Source organism: Kitasatospora griseola, assembly GCF_044999035.1.
Taxonomy (GTDB): domain Bacteria; phylum Actinomycetota; class Actinomycetes; order Streptomycetales; family Streptomycetaceae; genus Kitasatospora; species Kitasatospora griseola.
Window position 1 is genome coordinate 2261811 of the sequence record NZ_CP173360.1, and the last position, 16483, is coordinate 2278293.

A 16483-nucleotide genomic window follows, 5' to 3' on the forward strand; every position below is an offset into this window, starting at 1 on the left:
CACACCGGGCCCACTCGGGCCGCAAGCGTTCGCCCAGGTCAGAAGGGTCGCGGACCTGCCCACGCGCCCGATAGCGGGCCCTACGCGGCCTCGGCCGTCCCGGTGGCCATCGCAGCCCGGGCCTTGGCCAGCCCCCTGGCCGTCGTCCGTGCCCGCGCCTCGTCCGGACCACTCTGGCGGCGAGTTCCCGAGCACGCCGGGCACAGGCCCGGCTTCGACAGCGGATCCCGGCACTCCTCGCACTCGGCGAGGCGTCGGCGCTGCGAGGGCGGCGCGTCCAGGCACTGCGGCGGCATCTTGCGCTCGAGACGGCTCTGTACCACCTTGGCCGGCGAGTAGATCACGCCCGGCAGGCCGGCCAGCAGCGCCTCGCGCAGCCCCTCCTCCGAGCCGCCCCGGTCCAGCCACGCCCGCACCAGCGGCGCGAGGGCCGCCGCCTCGGCCTGCCCGAGCGGCAGTCTGCGCTCGGGCCGGACCGCCCGCAGGAGGACCACAGCTGCCGCCCGAGTCTCCTCGTCGGCCTCCTGCCCGCTGTTGACGGTCGTTCGGGAGTCGGCTTCGTCCTCCCGCCCTCCCTTCTCCCCCTCGGGCCGCGATCCGCCCGGCTCCTCCTCCTCCTGCGGCTCCTCAGCGACAGGGAGGGAGGGTTCTTTCACCAGGTACTTTCCAAGAAGGGCGTCAGGCTCACCGCACTCCGGCTCACCGGACGCCGGTATGTCGGCACCCGGCAGCAGCGCCCGCTGCGGCACGTCGAAAAGGTGGGCCTCGGAGCGGAGGCGGCCGTTCGGCATCCGCACCACGTCCACCCGGTAGTACCCCCACACCCGGAGCTCGTCGAGCGCGTCCTCCACCGTCTTCCGGCCCTGCGGGCTGGAGTCCGCCATCTGTCGGCAGGACTCCCGCCACTCCTCCGGCCGCGAGATCAAATCGAGGAACAGACCCTTCGCCGTGTAGGAGATGGCGCGGTTCTGTGCCAGAGCGTTCGGAATGACCACGAATCGGGTCGGGTGCGGGCTGCGGTGGATACGCAGGGAGGTCCTCCTCGTTCCTCGGCCGGGCCTGCCCCAACCGGAGGGACGACGGACCATAGCCGCGAACCGTCCGCAAGTGAAGCCGACGCCGAGCGACCTTGATCACATTCTGGGAGATAGATGAAGGCCGCCTCGCTCTCTCGGCGTGGCCTCATCGGTCATCTCCTGATAGTGACCTCCGGTCCGAGTTGGCCTCATGCCCATGAGGACAGTTATGCCCCCGCGTAGTGACGGCGGCGGCGTTGACGCCTACGGGCTGAAGGGCTCTGCCGGTGTATGGCTTTGAGCTGTGCTGGTGCGAGCTCCGCAGTGGTCGGAACGCATCATGGAAGCCGGCCCACACTTGGAGGTCAGGTGCCAGCGATCCAGCGGATGACCGAGGGGCGGCCCTGAGCAATGTGCCACAGCCCGGCCCTGAGGCCCTGACCGTGCACGGCCAGATCGCCTCATGCTTGTCATCCGTTCATCGAGCCGCGACCGGCCTCGCCCACTGCTCGTGGTCCGAAGAGCCTCATGGAGCGAAGGCTGTCCTCGAAGCCCAGTGAACGGTAGAGACGCTTGCCATCGGGGCTGGAGGTAAGACCGATCAAGCCGCAGCCCTCCTCCCAGAACCATTCGAGCAAGCTGGTTGTAACCGCCTTACCGAGCCCTTGGCGGCGGTACGCCTGTTCCGTCAGCACAAGGTGCACATACCCCATGCGCCCGCTGTATGTCGGTCCTGGTGGCGCCTGGTAGATGCTCCCAAGCGCAGCCGAAACGAGCCGTCCATTCGGTCCGTCGATGACGAACGCTGCCATATCTTCAGCGCGGGCAAGCCCCTCCGCCAGGAACACGGTGAGGTTCTCGAACCACGGGCCCGCCGGGGAAGCCTTGATCATTTCCGCACGGAAGCGGGCTATCGGCAGCGCGTCTTGGCTTGTCGCTCTCCGGACGCCCACATCGCCTGTCCTTCGATCGGGTGAGCCCGCCATGGTCCTCGGGACATCGAGGGCGCTCTCTCCGACCATCAGGTCAACACCGATCCAGGCGAACGGCAACTCGCGCCAAACCGGCACCGCTACCGTATTTCCATGACTGCTGCCCATTCGCCTGTCCGTGTCCGCTTCGCTCCGAGCCCGACCGGTATGTTCCACGTCGGTGGTGCCCGCTCCGCTCTCTACAACTGGGCGACCGCACGACAGCAGCCGGGCGGCAAGTTCGTCCTGCGGATCGAGGACACCGACGCGGCTCGGAACCGCGAGGAGTGGACCGAGGGAATCATCAGCGCGCTCGCGGCCATCGGCATTTCGCAGTCGGACCCGACCTTCGAAGGGCCCTACTTCCAGTCGAAGAACGAGGCTCGGCACCGGGAGGCCGCCACCGGGCTGTACGAGGCCGGACTCGCCTACTACTGCGACTGCACGCGTGAGCTCGTCGTCGAACGCACCGGTTCCCAGCAGCTTGGCTATGACGGGTTCTGCCGCGAGCGGGGCCTGGGCTTCGAGGCCGGCCGGGCGCTCCGGTTCCGTACTCCCGACGAGGGCACCACGGTGGTGGTCGATCTCATCCGCGGCAACCCCGAGTTCCCGAACGCGGCCATCGAGGACTTCGTGATCGCCAGGGGCAATGGCAGCCCGGTCTTCCTGCTGGCCAACGTGGTCGACGACCTCGACGAGGGGATCACACAGGTGATCCGCGGGGAGGAGCATCTCTCCAACACCCCCAAGCAGCAGTTGTTGTGGCGCGCTCTGGGCGCCGAGCCCCCGGTGTGGGCGCACCTCCCGGTCATCGTGAACGGTATGCGGCAGAAGCTGTCCAAGAGGCGCGACAAGGTGGCGTTGGAGGACTACCTTGCCGAGGGCTACCTGCCGGAGGCGATGGTCAACTACCTGATGCTGCTGGGCTGGGGCCCGAAGGACGATGTCGAGATCCGTCCGTACGCCGAGCTGGAACAGCTGTTCCGTGTGGAGGACGTGAACGGCTCCTCCGCGTTCTTCGACGTCAAGAAGCTGGCCGCGTTCAACGGTGAGTACCTTCGGGCGCTTCCGGTGGACGAGTTCGTGGCGGCGTGCGCACCGTGGCTGTCCTCGCCGCAGGCCTCATGGCCGGCGGAGGCGTTCGACCCGGAGCAGTTCGCCGCGGTGGCCGGCCTGGCGCAGACACGGATCTCCGTGCTGTCGGAGATCACCGAGTACGTCGACTTCCTGTTCCTGGACGAGCCGGTGCGCGACGAGGCGTCGTGGGCGAAGGCCATGAAGGAGGGGGCGGCGGATCTGCTGCGGGTATCGCGGAGCCGTCTGGACGAGGCCGTGTGGGAGGCGGCTTCCCTCAAGGCGGTCTTGGAGGAGGCGGCGGCCGTCTTCGGGTTGAAGCTGGGCAAGGCTCAGGCACCGATCCGGGTGGCGGTGACCGGCCGGACGGTGGGGTTGCCGCTGTTCGAGTCGATGGAGGTGCTCGGCCGCGAGAGGACCCTGCTGCGGCTGGACAAGGCTTTGGCCGAACTCGCCTGATGCACGCGGGCGGGCCCGCACAGCCCTGGTGGGTGTGCGGGCCCTGTGCGTCTTCCGGTTGGTCAGCGCAGGTCGACGAGGCGGTGCTCGGTTCCCTCGGGTTCGGCGGGCATCGACCACAGCGGGCAGACCGGGATGGTGGTGCGGTCGCAGTCGCTGCTGACCAGGGTCTTCTGCAGGTGGTCGTAGGCCGCGCAGCCGCCTCCGCAGGTGGAGCTGTGCGAGCAGGTGCGGCAGTTGGCGGAGATGGTGTTGACGAGGGTGAGTTCGCTGATGCCGTTCTGGAGGCGGGGGTGGATCGCCCCGTTGCGGAACTCTCCGTAGTGGAGGTCGGTGTCGAAGAACGCCGAGCAGATGTACACCCTGCCGTCGGGGAAGATCGCGAGGCGTTCGAGGTTGCGGGCGGTGCAGCCGCCGTATCCGGCGGCCCGCAGGGCGGGAAGCTGGTCGGCGGTGGCGAATGCGGGCGGGTAGAAGACGCGCACGCGGCGGCCGGCGGCGGCTTCACGGATCTGGCCGCACAGCTGCACCCATTCGTCCGGGGGGATCTGGAAGTGGGGCTTGTCCAGGCCCAGGCCGGTGGGGGTGAAGTAGTGGAAGGAGAGCATCTCCAGGCCGATGGAGTCGGCGAGGTCGATGGCGTCGAACACGTCGGCCCGGTTCGCCGTGGTGACGGTGAAGATGGCGCGGGTCTGGAAGCCGTCGGCGACGGCGCGCTTCATGCTGGTGAGCAGGGGGCGCCAGGTCTTCTCGCCGCGCATCTGCTCGTGGGTCTCCTGGCGGGCTCCGTCCATGGAGAAGGAGAAGGAGTCGAGGCGGCCCTTCAGCAGGGGCCAGGTCTTCTGGGCGATGAGGCCGTTGGAGGTCAGGACCGCCTTGTATCCCTGGACCTTGCAGATGTCGAGGATGTCGCCGAGCTGGGGGTGCGTGGTCGGCTCACCGCCCAGCAGGTAGACCTTGTACTGGCCGTAGGCGACGCGGAGGCTGGAGAGGATGTCCTCGACCATGGCGGGGGTCATGCGCCGCTCGGCGTCGAGACGGTCGCCCATGTAGCAGTGCTTGCAGCGCAGTTGGCACTTCTCGGTGATGTAGAGGAACAGGAACGGTTCCTTGGCCGCGGTGGCGTGCGCGGCGGCGTGTGCGAGGGTGTCGGTCACGGTGGTTGTCTCCCTTGTCAGCGCAGGGCGTGCAGCGAGTCGTCTTCGCGGGCGCCCCAGGCGGAGACCGTCCACAGGATGCACAGCGGTGTGGTGTCGCGGTCGCAGGAGTAGAAGCCGTCGTTCTGGTAGGCGGGGATCTGGGAGTACGCGGGGCAGCCCCCGCCGCAGGTGTCGGTGTTGGGGCAGCCGGTGCACACCGGGTCGGCGGTGAGGTAGGCGTTGAGTTCGTTGTTCGGGTCGGGGTTCAGGACGAGCCGGTCGCCGTCGAAGGTGGCGTAGTGCCGGCCGTTGTCCATGAAGACGGGGCAGGCGAAGACGGTGCCGTCGGGGTAGACGTGCGGGCGGTCGAGGGTGCGGGCCGGGCAGCCGGGGTAACCGCGGTCGAACCATGCCGCCTGGTCGCCGGCCTTGACGAAGGTCGGCGGGTAGTAGACGGCCAGGCGCGGCTCGGGCGGGAAGGCTTCGATCTCGGCGCAGAAGTCCATCCACTCGGCGGGGCTGAGCGGTTGGAGGAAGCGGGCGCCGTTCCCCGTCTTGCCGAGGTTGTGGTAGCTGAGGGTGTGCGCGCCGAGTTCGGCGAGGAAGGGGATGAGGTCGAGGGCTCCTTCGCGGTTGGTCTGCGAGACGGTGCACATCACGCGGACCTGGTAGCCGAGTTCACGCGCTTGGCGGATGTGGCGGACGACCTTGTCGTAGTTGGTGGGGTTGCCACGGATCTTGCGATGGATGCGCGGGTCGGCGGACTCCAGGGAGAAGTTGAAGCTGCTCAGGGTGCTCGGCGGGATCTTGTCGAACAGCTCGTCGTCGAAGTCGCCGTTGCTGCTGATGGTGACCTGGTAGCCCCGCTTGCGACCCTCGCTGACGATGGTGGGCAGCTCGGGGTGCATGGTGGGCTCGCCGCCGAGGAGGTAGAGCTTGTCGTGGCCTCCGGTGATCCGGAAGTAGTCCATGATCTTGACCGCGGTCTCGACGCTCATGGTGTTGGCGGCGTTGAGGCGATCGTTGCCGACGTAGCAGGTCTTGCAGCGAAGGCTGCACGCGGTGGTCGGGTAGAGGAAGACGAACCGCTCGCGGGTCTGGCGGTAGATCGGCGGCCTCGGGGCGGGCATGCCGAGGGAGACGGTGGTCATCGGGTTCCTTCCGGTTCGGAGTGGAGGAAGGCGAGGCATTGGGCGGCCAGGAGTGCGGCCAAGGTGGTGCCGGCGGTGCCGGGCAGCGGGCAGGCGGCGGCGTCCGGAGGCGCCCCGGCGACAGGGCCGACCGGGTCCAGTGCGCCGGATCGAGCGGCCAGCTCGGCGCCGAACCAGCGCTCCAGTCCGACTCCGACCGGGGTGTCGGTCCAGGCATCGGTGGCGTCCCTGCTCTGCCACAGGTCGGCGAGCTGCTGTTGCGGGCTGCCGGAGGGCAGGCGCAACCGTCCCTTGTGTTCCTGGACGCGGGGCATCGGCCAGGCGGAGAAGTAGGCCGCGGCCCGGGCTTCGAGGGCCGGGAGCAGCCCCGCCGGGTCGTGGACGGCGGTCTTCGGGTCGGCGAGGAACTTGAAGACCACGTCGCCCTTGCGGAACACCGACAGCGGACAGTCGGCGAGGTAGCACGCGGACCGCTGAACGGCCGGCACGGCCGCGATGCACTGTTCCGTGAAGGCCAGCAGGGTGTTGAGGGTGTCGAGGGTGAAGATCTCTCCGCAGTGGTCGAAGTCGAGGCCGGCGGCCAGGTGGACGTCGCGCAGACGCTCGGCGAAGAGCCGCTCCCGGTCGTGGTCGCTGCGAGCGGTGACGACGAAGATGTCGATGTCGCTGGTCGCCTTGTTGCTGCCGCGTGCATACGAGCCGCCGACGAACGAGCACAGGAGGTCGGCGCCGAAGATCTCGACGGCGGCTCGGTCGGCCGCTGCGACGGCCTGGGTGCCGGTCACGCGGCCAGCCCGGCAGTGCCGCCGGGGCGGCCGGTGATGGCCTCGGCCGCGGCGAGGCCGCCGACGGCGGCCTGGAGGATGCCCTGGGCCAGCCCGGTGCAGTCGCCGGCCGCGTACAGACCGGGAGCGGTGGTCTCAAGGTTGTCGGTGAGACTCAACTCGTCCCAGAGGTTCTCCAGTTCGAGGCCGATCACGGCGATCTGGGCGGCGACGGAGCCGGTCAGAACGTTGCCGCCGAAGTAGGCCATCAGGCCTTCGAAGGCGTCGCATAGAGCGGCGTGGATGTCCTGGGGCAGGATGCCCGCGAGGTCGGCGACCCGGTAGTCGCGAAGCGAGGGGTGGAAGCCGCTGAGTTCGGCGAACTGCTCAAGGCTGGCGCAGTCGAGGGACCGGCTGCGGAAGTCGGGGTACCACTGGAGGACGGGCTTTCCCGGCCGGTCGCTCCTCAGCGTCCGGTACGGCGCGAGGAGGTTCTCGTCGACCCAGGCCGTGGTGCGCGGAGTACCGTCGGCAGCTCGAAGCTGTGCCAGCAGGGCGAAGTTCGCGGTGCTGCCCGTCTTCGCCTCGGGGATGACGTGGCCGTCGAGGAGTGTGTGGTCGCCGTAGTCCGTGAACTTGATTCGGCCGCCGCCCGGTCCGGCGCAATAGCAGAACGTCTTAATCTTCACGCCGTTGGCGTGGATGGTGGTCTTGAAGTCCTCGTGGATGTCGGATCCGCGCCGCAGGAGTGTCGTCGGGGCCTCGAAGCGGACTCCCACGGAGGGAGCGGGCGCGGAGTAGGAGAGTTCGAGGCGCCGTAGTGCCTGCTGCCACCAGCGCTGGCCGCGCCGTCCAACCGCGACGACCACCGAACTCGCGTGCACAGTCTCGCTGGTGCCGGCTTGCCCCGCGGTCTCGGCCTGCCATCCTTGTCCGAGCGGACGGAGGGACGTGACCTGTGTCTGCATCCGTAACTCGGTGCCCGGGGCGGCTGTGATGCGGTGGTGGAGCCGTTCGATCAGCGTGCGGACCTGCGCGGCGCTGAGCGAGGCCACCGGGTAGTCCTTGACCTTGAACGGGCCGTCGGTGGGGCGGGCTCCACGGAAGGCCGGCTGCTCCGCGCCGCACAATCGCCGTACGGCCCGGTCTGCGAGGGCTTCGGCCCGTTCGGTGCCGAGGAGTTCGGCGAGCCGCCTGCCGCTGGGGAACTGCGAGAGCTTGACCCCGTCCCCGTAGTGGATGGAGCCGCCAAACCCGGAGATCACGTTGCAGATGCCCTTGCACCCGTTGCAGGAGCGCATGAGGTCCACCGGGCAGGTGCGGCGCTGGTAGGGGCGCCCGGCGTCGACCAGCAGCACCCTGGCTCCGTTCTCAGCGAGGCGATCGGCGGCGACAAGCCCGGCGGGGCCGGCCCCGATCACCAGCGTGTCGACGATCCTGGTCAACTGCGTCCTCCATAGTGGTTCTCGATCCAGGTCGAGGCCGCTCGCGCGGCCTCGACGGCCGGCTGGTTGCCGTCCTCGATGAGGGCCGTGACGGCTGGGTGGTGCAGGTGTTGGTAGTTCGGACGCCCGCGCAGGACGGGTATCGCGCACAGGTCGACGACCAGCCCGCGTTCGGTGGCGTCCACGAGGCGAGCGATGTGGTCGCGGTACTGCGGTGTGAGCCCGGTCGTCGCGAGCACCAGGTCGAAGCCGCCGATGTCGCGCAGCTCCGTGATCCGCAGAACAGTCGTTCCGGCGGCCCCGGCCCGCAGCCGCCGGCGAAGCTTCTTCGGGCTGCGGGTCAGGACGAAGACGCGACGGTCATCACCGAGTTCATGGGCGACGGCTTGGGCGAGCATGCCGCCCCCGACCACGACCAGGTTGCTCGGCCGGGCGGCCGACGCGCCCAGCAGGGTTCGGACGAGGTCGCGGTAGTCGAGTCGGGCCCGGAGGTCGAAGCGGCGCCTCGCCTGGCTGGCCAGCAGGAGCGCCTCCGCTCCCACCGGCCGGAGCGGATGGTCAGCGGGTAGCCGGTCGAAGGCCGCGTGCACCTGCTGGAAGACGAACTGCTCCCCGAGGATCAGCGACATCGTGCCGGCGGCGATTCGAGCCAGTCGGGCGACAGCGGCCTCGTGGCCGGTGATCCTTCGAGTGAGCCGGATCGGGAGCGGCGCGGTGGCCACCGTCGCGGGTTCCGCCTCGTACCACTCGACGCGGTGGCAAGTCCGCAGCAACAGCCCTGTCGCCGAGGCCGTACCGACCGCGTCCTCCAGTTGCTGAAAAGACGCTCCCAGTTCCTCCAGCGAATGGGTGGTGGCGTCGTTGAAGGCGCACCATGCGATCCGGCCTGTGGCATCTGCCGAGCTGGTCCTGTCTTCGAGTGGCGGGCCAGCGGTCTGGGCCATGAGTACCTCCTCAGTTCCACTGCTCTGGCGCCGGCAACAAGCGCCGTTGATGTGTCGGGGCCGCGCACTGGCGGGGCAACAGCGCTGGACGCCCGGTGATGCGAAGTGGTGGTACCGCGTCCTACCTCTGGCGCTCGGCCTCATCCAGCGTGAGACGGACGCACTTCCCCGCGAGCAGCGGGCAGAATTCGAGGTTCGAGGCCAGGACGGAAAGCATGTAGAGCCCTCGCCCACCGGCCTCGCCGTCGGACGGTTCCTTGATCACCGGGAGGGCTTTGCAGCCGTCGGTGACCTCGACTACGACTCCGGATTCGGTTTCGAACATGAGCAGTTCGCAGTTGCTGGTCGCAGCATGCAGGAGCACGTTGGTGAGCAATTCGCTCACGCCCAGGACAACCAGCTCCTCCAGATCCCCCCTGCCCCAGAGCTTCAGGTGGAGGCAGGTGGTGGTGCGCAGAACCCCGATGTCGCGGGGCTGAATGCCCGCCAGGACTGCGTGGTACCGCCTGGCCGGCTCAGTCACGGCGACGAACATCAACCCTCCTGGGGCTGGGGACGCCGGCACTGCCGACGATCACCGACGGGTCCGTGGTGTAGCTCAGACTGGGACCACCCCCGTGAGGTCCCAGTCTGAGGACGCTGCTCACGCACAGCGATAACACCGCGGAGCGGAAGGCGTGCACTGCGTCACATCGCTAGCGTCCCTCCCCCAGTGGCACCCCGTCAAGCATGTGACTGGCAAATTGCCAGTCCTGTTGCCAGTCATGTGAGTGGCAACGTCTGGATACACTGCCGGTGACCGGGCGGGTATGGCCTACTCCGACCGGATAGGCGAGCCTCAACCTCGGAGGGGACCAGATGGCAGCGACCATCCCGAGCAGCCCGGCCACCGCACGAAAGCAGTTCGGCGCTGACATCCGGCGCAGGCGCGACGACCGCGACCTCACCGCCGCGGACGTTGCGGTCCCCCTGGGTTGCAGCGTCTCCAAGGTCACCCGGATCGAGACCGGACAACGCAGCGCCACCGCCGAGGACTTCAACATCCTGATGGAGATCTTCGAGGTCCCGGACCAGGAGCGCAGCCACCTCGAGGCGCTGTTCAAGCGGGGCCGCAAGCGGACCAGCATGTGGTGGGACTCCTATGCGGACGTCCTCAGCTCGCGATACGTCGAGTTCATCCGTTACGAGCACGAAGCAGTCAGCGTTTTCGACTACCAGATCGTCTACGTTCCCTCGCTGTTGCAGACCGAGGACTACGCTCGCGCGGTCACCGCCGTCGGCTTCGCCGCACTCGGGCCTGACCAGATCGACAGCCTCGTCGAGGTCAAGATGCGCCGCCAGCACAGGATCCACGAGGACGAGCCTCTTCGGTTCCGCGGCGTGATCACCCAGGCCGCCCTTGAGTTCCACGTCGGCGGTCCCGCTGTCCAGGCTTCGCAACTGGGCCACCTCCGCACGATGATGTCCCTGCCCAATGTCGATCTCCGCGTGATCCCTTTCAGCAAAGGCGAAGAAGGGACACTGACCGGGGCGTTCAGCACCTTCACGAACGAAGGCCCGGACGCCCCGGAGGCCGCGTTCGCGGAGCATGTGACTGGTAGCGTCTTTGTTGACGATGCACTGGGTCTGCGGCGTCTCCACCGCTTGTCCAACTACCTTGCCGAGGCCGCCCTCAGTGTCGACGAGAGCCTCGAACTGATCGAGCAGACCGAGAGAAAACTGGCATCAGAATGATCAATGCGACGGAGCTGTACGCGGCCCCCCTTGCCGGAGCCAACTGGCACAAGAGCAAGTACACCGCCAACAATGGCCAGTGCGTGGAGCTTGCCCCGGTGCCCGCGTTGCCGGCAGTCGCAATCCGCGACTCGAAGAACCTCCAGATCCCGCCGATCAGGACCAGCAACCACTCGATGCAGCACTTCGCCGCGGCGCTTCTTGCTGGCGGGCTGGTCGCGGTATGAGCCACCCGGCATGCGCCGCCAAGGCCGCCCTCTACGCCCTTGATCTCAGCGCCGCAGTGTGGCTGGCGGCACCCGGCGGCGACCCTACGGACCGCCTTGAAGTGGCGTTCCTCGCGGACGGTGCCGTGGCTCTCCGGCACTCGGCCGACCCCAATGGCACCATCTTGCGGTTCGACGCCAACGAGTGGAAGGCATTCCTGCTCGGGCTCGAAGACGGCGAGTTCGACGCCGACATGGGCCATGCTCTGGCCTCCGCGCCAGCCCTGCTCGCGATGGCTGGCGGTTCGCCGGCCGTGCCGACCGGCTGAGAAGGGCGCGCCGCCAATCAGGGCGCCACGGGCATGTGTCGCGGCGCCGGTTGCGAAGCGCCCACTCAAGGCGTTGGCCAGCCATTGCCCCATCGACTCGGAGGCCCATGGTCTACCGGACGAGGTCGGCGTCGGTGCCTCGCGGCGGGGCGACACCAGTCAGCTCACGTGCCCGGTCAGCGAGTAGAGGGGCGAGCTCCGGGTAGTGCCCGCGGTCAACGGCCTGGAGCATCTCCGCAATTGCGATCAGCTGGCCGACGCGTCCGGCGGGGGTGTCGAGGATATCGGCGAACTCGCTGCGGATGCGGTCTGCCACCTCGGATACGAGGAGGCTGCTGACCAACAGGACCGCAGGGTCGTAGCCGACCGGCACCAGGCCCCAGCGCTCCCAGTCGAGGATCGTGAGCGGTCGGGCGGTCAGGTTGGCCCACTGAAGATCGCCGTGACCGGTGGTCCGCTCGACTTCGGCCGGTGCCGGGATGCCGAGGTACTTCGGGAAGACCTCTTCGACCCACGCCTGGCGCAGAGTGATCTTCGTGCCCGGGGCTTCCGCAATGGCGGCCAGAGCGTTCCGCAGTCCGGTCCACCAGCTGTCGTCCAGGCCGGGGTCATCACGGAGGTCCGGGGTCGAGGAGACCGCGGAACCTACCCGGTCGAAAACGTCCGCTTGGTAGAACCAGCCGGCTTCGGTCCAGTCCACGGAGTCGTGGAGCCGGGGGCGCGGGACGGAGTCGGGGACTAGCTGCTCAGCACCGAGGGTGCCTTGGCCGGTCGGCCGGGGTCCCCTGCGGCGGCTGCTTCTGGAGACCCGGAGCCAGATGTTCCCCGCCTGGCGACCCACAGTGGTTCCGGAGGTGCCGAAGACCGGCGGTCCGGTGCACACCAGGTTGAGGAATCCGGCGGCCCTCTGATGCGATGCCATCAGGTCGTTCCGGGTTTCGTCATCCGGCTGAAAGGACATCAAGCACCCTCCTGAGTCCTACATTGGGGATCGGTGATGACGAGGCTGACCGGCATCTGCAGCCCTGTGAGGTGATGGTCAGTCGAATCTGCGACCTCGCGGGCCAGGCCAGTCAGGGGATCGCGCCGGTCGGTGTTGTGCCGCTCGACGCTGTGGACGAACGCCAGGTCGGCGCGGCCGAGGACGGCGAGCGACTGCCCGGTCTGGGTGCGGACGCCCTCGGGGCTATGGCGGCCGCGCGAGTCGAAGCCGGTCTTCGTTGCCACTTTCACCTCCGGGTGTCCGGCCAGGACCGGGGCAAGTTCGCGTTGCCCCCCGGCGCGAGAACCGATCGATCGGCATGTGCTCCGGACAGCCGCAACTGACAGCCTGGATGAGTCCTTGGCGGTCGTCATATTCGCGAAGAAATATAACGATGGGTGACAAAGAGTGATGATGAGTGACCAGCGCGGGGCCCGTCCCGCAAAGAGCTCAGGTACGCCCATGCCTTGACGCGGGCGACGCTCCGCTTCCCGATCGCCTCCGGCAACAGCCCGGAGGCAAAGAAGGAGCGAGAGATGGCGGTCGATCCGACCAACGACGGGCTGCTGCTCGTGGCAGAAGAACTGGGTGCCGTGCACGACCGGTACGACAGCCTCCGATCGGACAACGCCGGCTCGGGCGGCGACGACCCGTGGCCCGGCGGCGACGGCAACCTGCACGAGAGCGCGTGATCAAGCCGGCCGGTGGCCCAGCGGCAGCCGCTGGGCCACCGGCCGGTCCGGCAACCGGAATTCAGAGGAGGTACAAATGGAACACAAGTTGATCGAGGCCGTCGAGACGGCGCTCGGATGGACGGGACCGCAGCCGATAGGCAACCGGTTCGCGCGAGGCCGTACGGACGAAGAGGGGCTCGTGGAACGGCTGCTCACCCCGCAGCGGCTCCTCGACCTGGTGATGCGGCGCAGCCTGTACCGGCCGCAGTTCCGGGTGTTCCAGGAGCAGGCCGAGGTTCACCCGGCGGTCTACTTCACCGACAACGTCAGCCCTCGGGGTCAGAGCATCCCGGTGGTCAACATGAACGCGCTGGCGCGGCTGCTCCGGGAGGGCGCGACGGTGATCCTCGATCAGGCGAACGTCGCGGACCCCACCTTGGAGGTGGCCTGCCGGGCGTTGCAGTGGTGGAGCGGGGAGCGGGTCCAGGTGAACGTCTACTGGACCACCGGTGAGGCGGAGGGCTTCCCGTTGCACTGGGACGACCACGACGTCGTCGTGGTCCAACTGGCGGGCGAGAAGGGCTGGGAGGTCCGCGGCCCGTCCCGGCTGGCGCCCATGTACCGGGACGCCGATCCCAACGCCACGCCGAGCGAGGAGGTGCTGTGGTCCGGCGTGATGCGCGCCGGCGACGTAATGCACATTCCGCGCGGCCACTGGCACCGGGCCGGTCGCGCCGGCCATGGGAGTGCCGGGCACTCACTGCACGTCACGTTCGGCATCACCAAGCGCACCGGCGCCAGCTGGATGGCCTGGCTCGCCGACTGGTGCCGCGAGCAGGAAGTCTTCCGGCATGACCTCGTCCGCACCCCGGGCGCCGACGACACCGGACTGCGCTCCGCCGCACGGGAGTTGGTGGACCTCCGGACGCCCGCCGAGTTCCTCACCGCCTACGAGCGCGCGGCCGGGCCCGCACGGCAGATTCCATACCTGGACGTGTTCGGACCGCTGACCGCGGCAGTGTGCACGACGAACTTCCGTCCGGAGATCCAATCCGCCGCCAGCACCGTGGAGGTGCTCGCCGCCGGACAGCGTCTCGTCTTCGCGGCCAAGGCCGAACCCGCCCTGCGGCTGCTGCTCAGCGGGCGCCCGGTGCTGCTGACCGACGCCGAGGCCGCTGTCGGCACCGAAGTGCACGCGGTGGCCGCCCTGTTGGTGAAGGAGGGTCTGTGCGCGCCGCTGACCGACGAGTTGTCCTCGGGCTACACCGGTCTCGTCACGAACGCCGCGTCCTGACCGCCGCGTTGGACCTCGGTGTCACCGCGATCGACACTGCGTTCAACTACCGGGGCTTCACCTCGCACGCGACGCTCGCCGGCCTTGGCAGCGATCTGCTGTCCAGGTTCACGCTCTCCACCAAGGTCGGCTACTTCCCCGGCCCCGGCGGCGCCCGCCACAGCCTCGATCCGGGCGCCCTGCGGGCCGCGCTCGGTCAGGCCGTTCGCGATCTCGGGCGGGAGCCGGACGTGGTTCTGTTGCACAACCCGGAGGCGTCGCTCGGCGTCGGCGAACAGGGCCGGCAGCAGCTGGCTGCCGCCTGCGACGTCCTCGCCGAGGCGGCGCAGGCGGGCACCTGCAAGGCCTGGGGGATCTCGTCGTGGGATCCGCGCACCTTGGCCGCGCTCGGGGCGCCGCTGCCCTCGGCTCCCGAGGTCCTGATGGTCCGGTCGGGGCTGCTCGTCGGTCACGAGGTGCTGGCCGCTAGCGGGTTGCTCATGGCGGAGTGGGGCATCGGTGCCGAGCGACGATGGGGAATGAGCCCGTTCGGTGGCAGTCTCGCCGATCCGCCCTGGCGTACGAGCGACCCCTGTCTCTTCCTGGCCGGTGAGACGACAGGGGTGACGAAGGTACAGGCGGCGCTACGGGTCGCCTTCGAGCTGCCGGCGGTCGGGACTGTCGCGGTGGGCACCGATCGGCCCGACCACCTGCGCGAGCTGGTCGATGCCGCCGGCCTCACGGTCGACACCGAACTCGTCGGCCGGTATCGGGATTTGCTGGTCGCACGAGCTGCTCACAACCGTTGAAGCTCGCGGACCAGCTGCTCGGCCTCGGCCCGGGCGGGCCCGACCCGGGGGTCGTCCGGGTGAGCGTGCGAACCGGCGATCTTCGCCAGCACGAACAGCCGCATCACCTTGCCGTCCCGGCTCTCCAGGTCCGCCCGGCGCTCGCGCCGCACACGGTCGGCGAGCGCCGGGACGGCGAGCGACGAGCCCAGCAGCGACGCCGAGTCCAAGCCCCGCGGCGCCATGCCCCAGTCCTCCCAGTCGAACAGACAGAAGGCCGGGCCGGTGACGTTCGCCCAGTTCAGATCCGCGTGCGCAGGGCACCACGACCCCACCTGCGTGTTCATGGCCAGCGGGAACGCGGACCAAATCACCTCGTCGACGTGCTGCTGGGTGATCGCCACGGTGTCCGGCGTCGCCACCCGCGCGGTGCGCTGCCCGGCAAGCGCGTCGAGGGACGCGCCCAGGGCGGCCCACCAACTGCCGGGCAGGTCCGGCTCGGTGGCCAGGATCGCTGTGCCGACCGGCGCGGCCGGGAGGAGGGAGGTCTCGTCCGCTCGCCAGATCGCCGCGTCGCCCGGTTCGGGCCAGGACACCGATCCGGCCCACCGGGGCATGGCCACACCGGTCAGGACTGCGGCGGTCTCGGTGCCAGCCCAGCCCTGCTCGCGCGCCCTGCTCCACGGGCGGCGCTCGATGCGGACCCAGGTCGAGCGGTCGGTGGGCGCTCCGACCGTCCGGCGCTTGAGCACCAGCCGGCCTCGATCCAGGGTCGTACCGAGGCGCTTCTCGACCAGTTCGAGAACGTGCTCGACCGGTTCCTTCCGAAGGTCCACCGGCCGGCTGGCCGTGTCAGCGAGCGTCATGCCGGCGACCGTAGCAGGCCGCGGCGAGACCGGGCCGCGCCCAGCACAAGATCGGCAGGCGGTCCGCCAACGCCAGCTTGTGCGAGAGCCCCTGGCCGAGAACGGACCTGGCTGTCGCGCCCGTCCTGGGTGGCTGGGGCTTCCGCAGCCCGAAGAGGAAGACGGGCCAGATCGGGCGGGGTTCCAATCGCATCGAGGTAGCCGACGATCCGGTCGATATGCGTCAGCCGCACCTGCCCCGACTCCAGCCGGGACAAGTAACCCTGCGTCAACCCGGTGATGTCCGCGAGCTCGTCCTGCTGAAGCTGGAGGAGGTCACGCAGGCGTCTGCTCAGCCCGCCGAAGTCCAGCTCGGCAAGGCTTACGCGCATCAGCTCATCGCGCCACACCCACGCCGGCACCGGGTCGGATTCAGGCCCGAAGGCTGCTCGCGCGCACGGACCGCACACGTTGCCGCTGGCGTTGTACCTGCTGAGCGCACAGCCGCAACGCTCGCACCGTCTTCCCCTCACTCCGGCTCCCTCCAACTCCGGGCCCTAATCGGACACCACGACGGCTGGCACGCGGAACTGCCGCCCGATGTGGGCAGACCGATCGAACTGCCCAGTCTTCCGACCGGCTGCTGGCACGGCCATGTCGTCTGCCTGTCACCTGGGGGAGCGACCTGC

Annotated in this window: 19 protein-coding genes; 7 read left to right on the top strand and 12 right to left on the bottom strand. The window is 69.0% G+C overall.

Annotated elements, in window-relative coordinates; genetic code table 11:
- Positions 1-80 precede the first annotated feature (80 nt).
- Together ACI1MP_RS10315 and ACI1MP_RS10320 are read right to left on the bottom strand one after the other, a co-directional pair.
- Positions 81-884, bottom strand: a complete 804-nt coding sequence (locus ACI1MP_RS10315) for a hypothetical protein (protein WP_404868453.1) — start codon at positions 882-884, stop codon at positions 81-83.
- Between the two features lie 602 nt (positions 885-1486).
- Complete coding sequence (locus tag ACI1MP_RS10320) at positions 1487-2116, bottom strand: GNAT family N-acetyltransferase (protein ID WP_404868454.1); 630 nt, start codon at positions 2114-2116, stop codon at positions 1487-1489.
- 39 nt (positions 2117-2155) lie between these two features.
- On the opposite strand from ACI1MP_RS10320, the gene gltX reads away from it, so the two are divergent.
- Complete coding sequence (gene gltX, locus ACI1MP_RS10325; protein ID WP_404868455.1) at positions 2156-3520, top strand: glutamate--tRNA ligase; 1365 nt, start codon at positions 2156-2158, stop codon at positions 3518-3520.
- A gap of 62 nt (positions 3521-3582) precedes the next feature.
- Here the strand turns inward: gltX and ACI1MP_RS10330 are convergent, their stop codons facing one another.
- The 6 genes from ACI1MP_RS10330 to ACI1MP_RS10355 all read right to left on the bottom strand — a co-directional run bounded on the left by ACI1MP_RS10330 (position 3583) and on the right by ACI1MP_RS10355 (position 9498).
- Positions 3583-4677 carry a radical SAM protein gene (locus tag ACI1MP_RS10330; protein ID WP_404868456.1) on the bottom strand — a complete coding sequence of 365 codons (1095 nt, stop codon included), beginning with the start codon at positions 4675-4677 and terminating at the stop codon, positions 3583-3585.
- 17 nt (positions 4678-4694) lie between these two features.
- Positions 4695-5810, bottom strand: coding sequence for a radical SAM protein (locus ACI1MP_RS10335; protein WP_404868457.1), 1116 nt, complete (start codon positions 5808-5810; stop codon positions 4695-4697).
- The gene (locus tag ACI1MP_RS10340) at positions 5807-6595 is read right to left on the bottom strand and encodes a nucleotidyltransferase domain-containing protein (protein ID WP_404868458.1); all 789 of its coding nucleotides are present in this window, start codon (positions 6593-6595) and stop codon (positions 5807-5809) included. The genes ACI1MP_RS10335 and ACI1MP_RS10340 overlap by 4 nt, the downstream gene beginning before the upstream one ends.
- Positions 6592-8019 carry an FAD-dependent oxidoreductase gene (locus ACI1MP_RS10345; protein ID WP_404868459.1) on the bottom strand — a complete coding sequence of 476 codons (1428 nt, stop codon included), beginning with the start codon at positions 8017-8019 and terminating at the stop codon, positions 6592-6594. The genes ACI1MP_RS10340 and ACI1MP_RS10345 overlap by 4 nt, the downstream gene beginning before the upstream one ends.
- On the bottom strand, positions 8016-8963 hold the full coding sequence (locus ACI1MP_RS10350; protein ID WP_404868460.1) for a hypothetical protein: 948 nt from the start codon (positions 8961-8963) through the stop codon (positions 8016-8018). The genes ACI1MP_RS10345 and ACI1MP_RS10350 overlap by 4 nt, the downstream gene beginning before the upstream one ends.
- A gap of 121 nt (positions 8964-9084) precedes the next feature.
- Positions 9085-9498 carry an ATP-binding protein gene (locus ACI1MP_RS10355; RefSeq protein WP_404868461.1) on the bottom strand — a complete coding sequence of 138 codons (414 nt, stop codon included), beginning with the start codon at positions 9496-9498 and terminating at the stop codon, positions 9085-9087.
- A 323-nt stretch (positions 9499-9821) separates the two neighbouring features.
- Between ACI1MP_RS10355 and ACI1MP_RS10360 the strand changes: the two genes are divergently transcribed.
- The 3 genes from ACI1MP_RS10360 to ACI1MP_RS10370 are packed head-to-tail and all read left to right on the top strand — an operon-like array spanning position 9822 to position 11232.
- Entirely contained in the window at positions 9822-10697 is an 876-nt protein-coding gene (locus tag ACI1MP_RS10360; RefSeq protein ID WP_404868462.1) for a helix-turn-helix domain-containing protein, read from the top strand.
- Positions 10694-10924, top strand: a complete 231-nt coding sequence (locus tag ACI1MP_RS10365; RefSeq protein WP_404868463.1) for a DUF397 domain-containing protein — start codon at positions 10694-10696, stop codon at positions 10922-10924. Before ACI1MP_RS10360 ends, ACI1MP_RS10365 begins: the two co-directional genes overlap by 4 nt.
- Positions 10921-11232: a DUF397 domain-containing protein gene (locus ACI1MP_RS10370; RefSeq protein ID WP_404868464.1), complete on the top strand. Its 312-nt coding sequence runs from the start codon at positions 10921-10923 to the stop codon at positions 11230-11232. The genes ACI1MP_RS10365 and ACI1MP_RS10370 overlap by 4 nt, the downstream gene beginning before the upstream one ends.
- Positions 11233-11344: 112 nt before the next feature.
- Here the strand turns inward: ACI1MP_RS10370 and ACI1MP_RS10375 are convergent, their stop codons facing one another.
- The gene (locus ACI1MP_RS10375; RefSeq protein ID WP_404868465.1) at positions 11345-11932 is read right to left on the bottom strand and encodes a hypothetical protein; all 588 of its coding nucleotides are present in this window, start codon (positions 11930-11932) and stop codon (positions 11345-11347) included.
- A 260-nt stretch (positions 11933-12192) separates the two neighbouring features.
- Positions 12193-12459, bottom strand: coding sequence for a hypothetical protein (locus ACI1MP_RS10380; protein WP_404868466.1), 267 nt, complete (start codon positions 12457-12459; stop codon positions 12193-12195).
- A 291-nt stretch (positions 12460-12750) separates the two neighbouring features.
- Here ACI1MP_RS10380 and ACI1MP_RS10385 point away from each other — a divergent pair, with 291 nt between their 5' ends.
- From ACI1MP_RS10385 to ACI1MP_RS10395, 3 genes are all read left to right on the top strand, one after another.
- Positions 12751-12906, top strand: coding sequence for a hypothetical protein (locus ACI1MP_RS10385; protein WP_404868467.1), 156 nt, complete (start codon positions 12751-12753; stop codon positions 12904-12906).
- Positions 12907-12982: 76 nt separating this feature from the next.
- On the top strand, positions 12983-14182 hold the full coding sequence (locus tag ACI1MP_RS10390) for a JmjC domain-containing protein (RefSeq protein WP_404868468.1): 1200 nt from the start codon (positions 12983-12985) through the stop codon (positions 14180-14182).
- Between the two features lie 8 nt (positions 14183-14190).
- Positions 14191-14970: an aldo/keto reductase gene (locus ACI1MP_RS10395; RefSeq protein WP_404868469.1), complete on the top strand. Its 780-nt coding sequence runs from the start codon at positions 14191-14193 to the stop codon at positions 14968-14970.
- Here the strand turns inward: ACI1MP_RS10395 and ACI1MP_RS10400 are convergent.
- A complete protein-coding gene (locus ACI1MP_RS10400) occupies positions 14958-15815 on the bottom strand; it encodes a hypothetical protein (protein ID WP_404868470.1) in 858 nt (285 codons plus the stop codon). The genes ACI1MP_RS10395 and ACI1MP_RS10400 overlap by 13 nt on opposite strands.
- Positions 15812-16204 carry a helix-turn-helix domain-containing protein gene (locus tag ACI1MP_RS10405; RefSeq protein WP_404868471.1) on the bottom strand — a complete coding sequence of 131 codons (393 nt, stop codon included), beginning with the start codon at positions 16202-16204 and terminating at the stop codon, positions 15812-15814. Before ACI1MP_RS10405 ends, ACI1MP_RS10400 begins: the two co-directional genes overlap by 4 nt.
- Between the last annotated feature and the right edge of the window lie 279 nt (positions 16205-16483).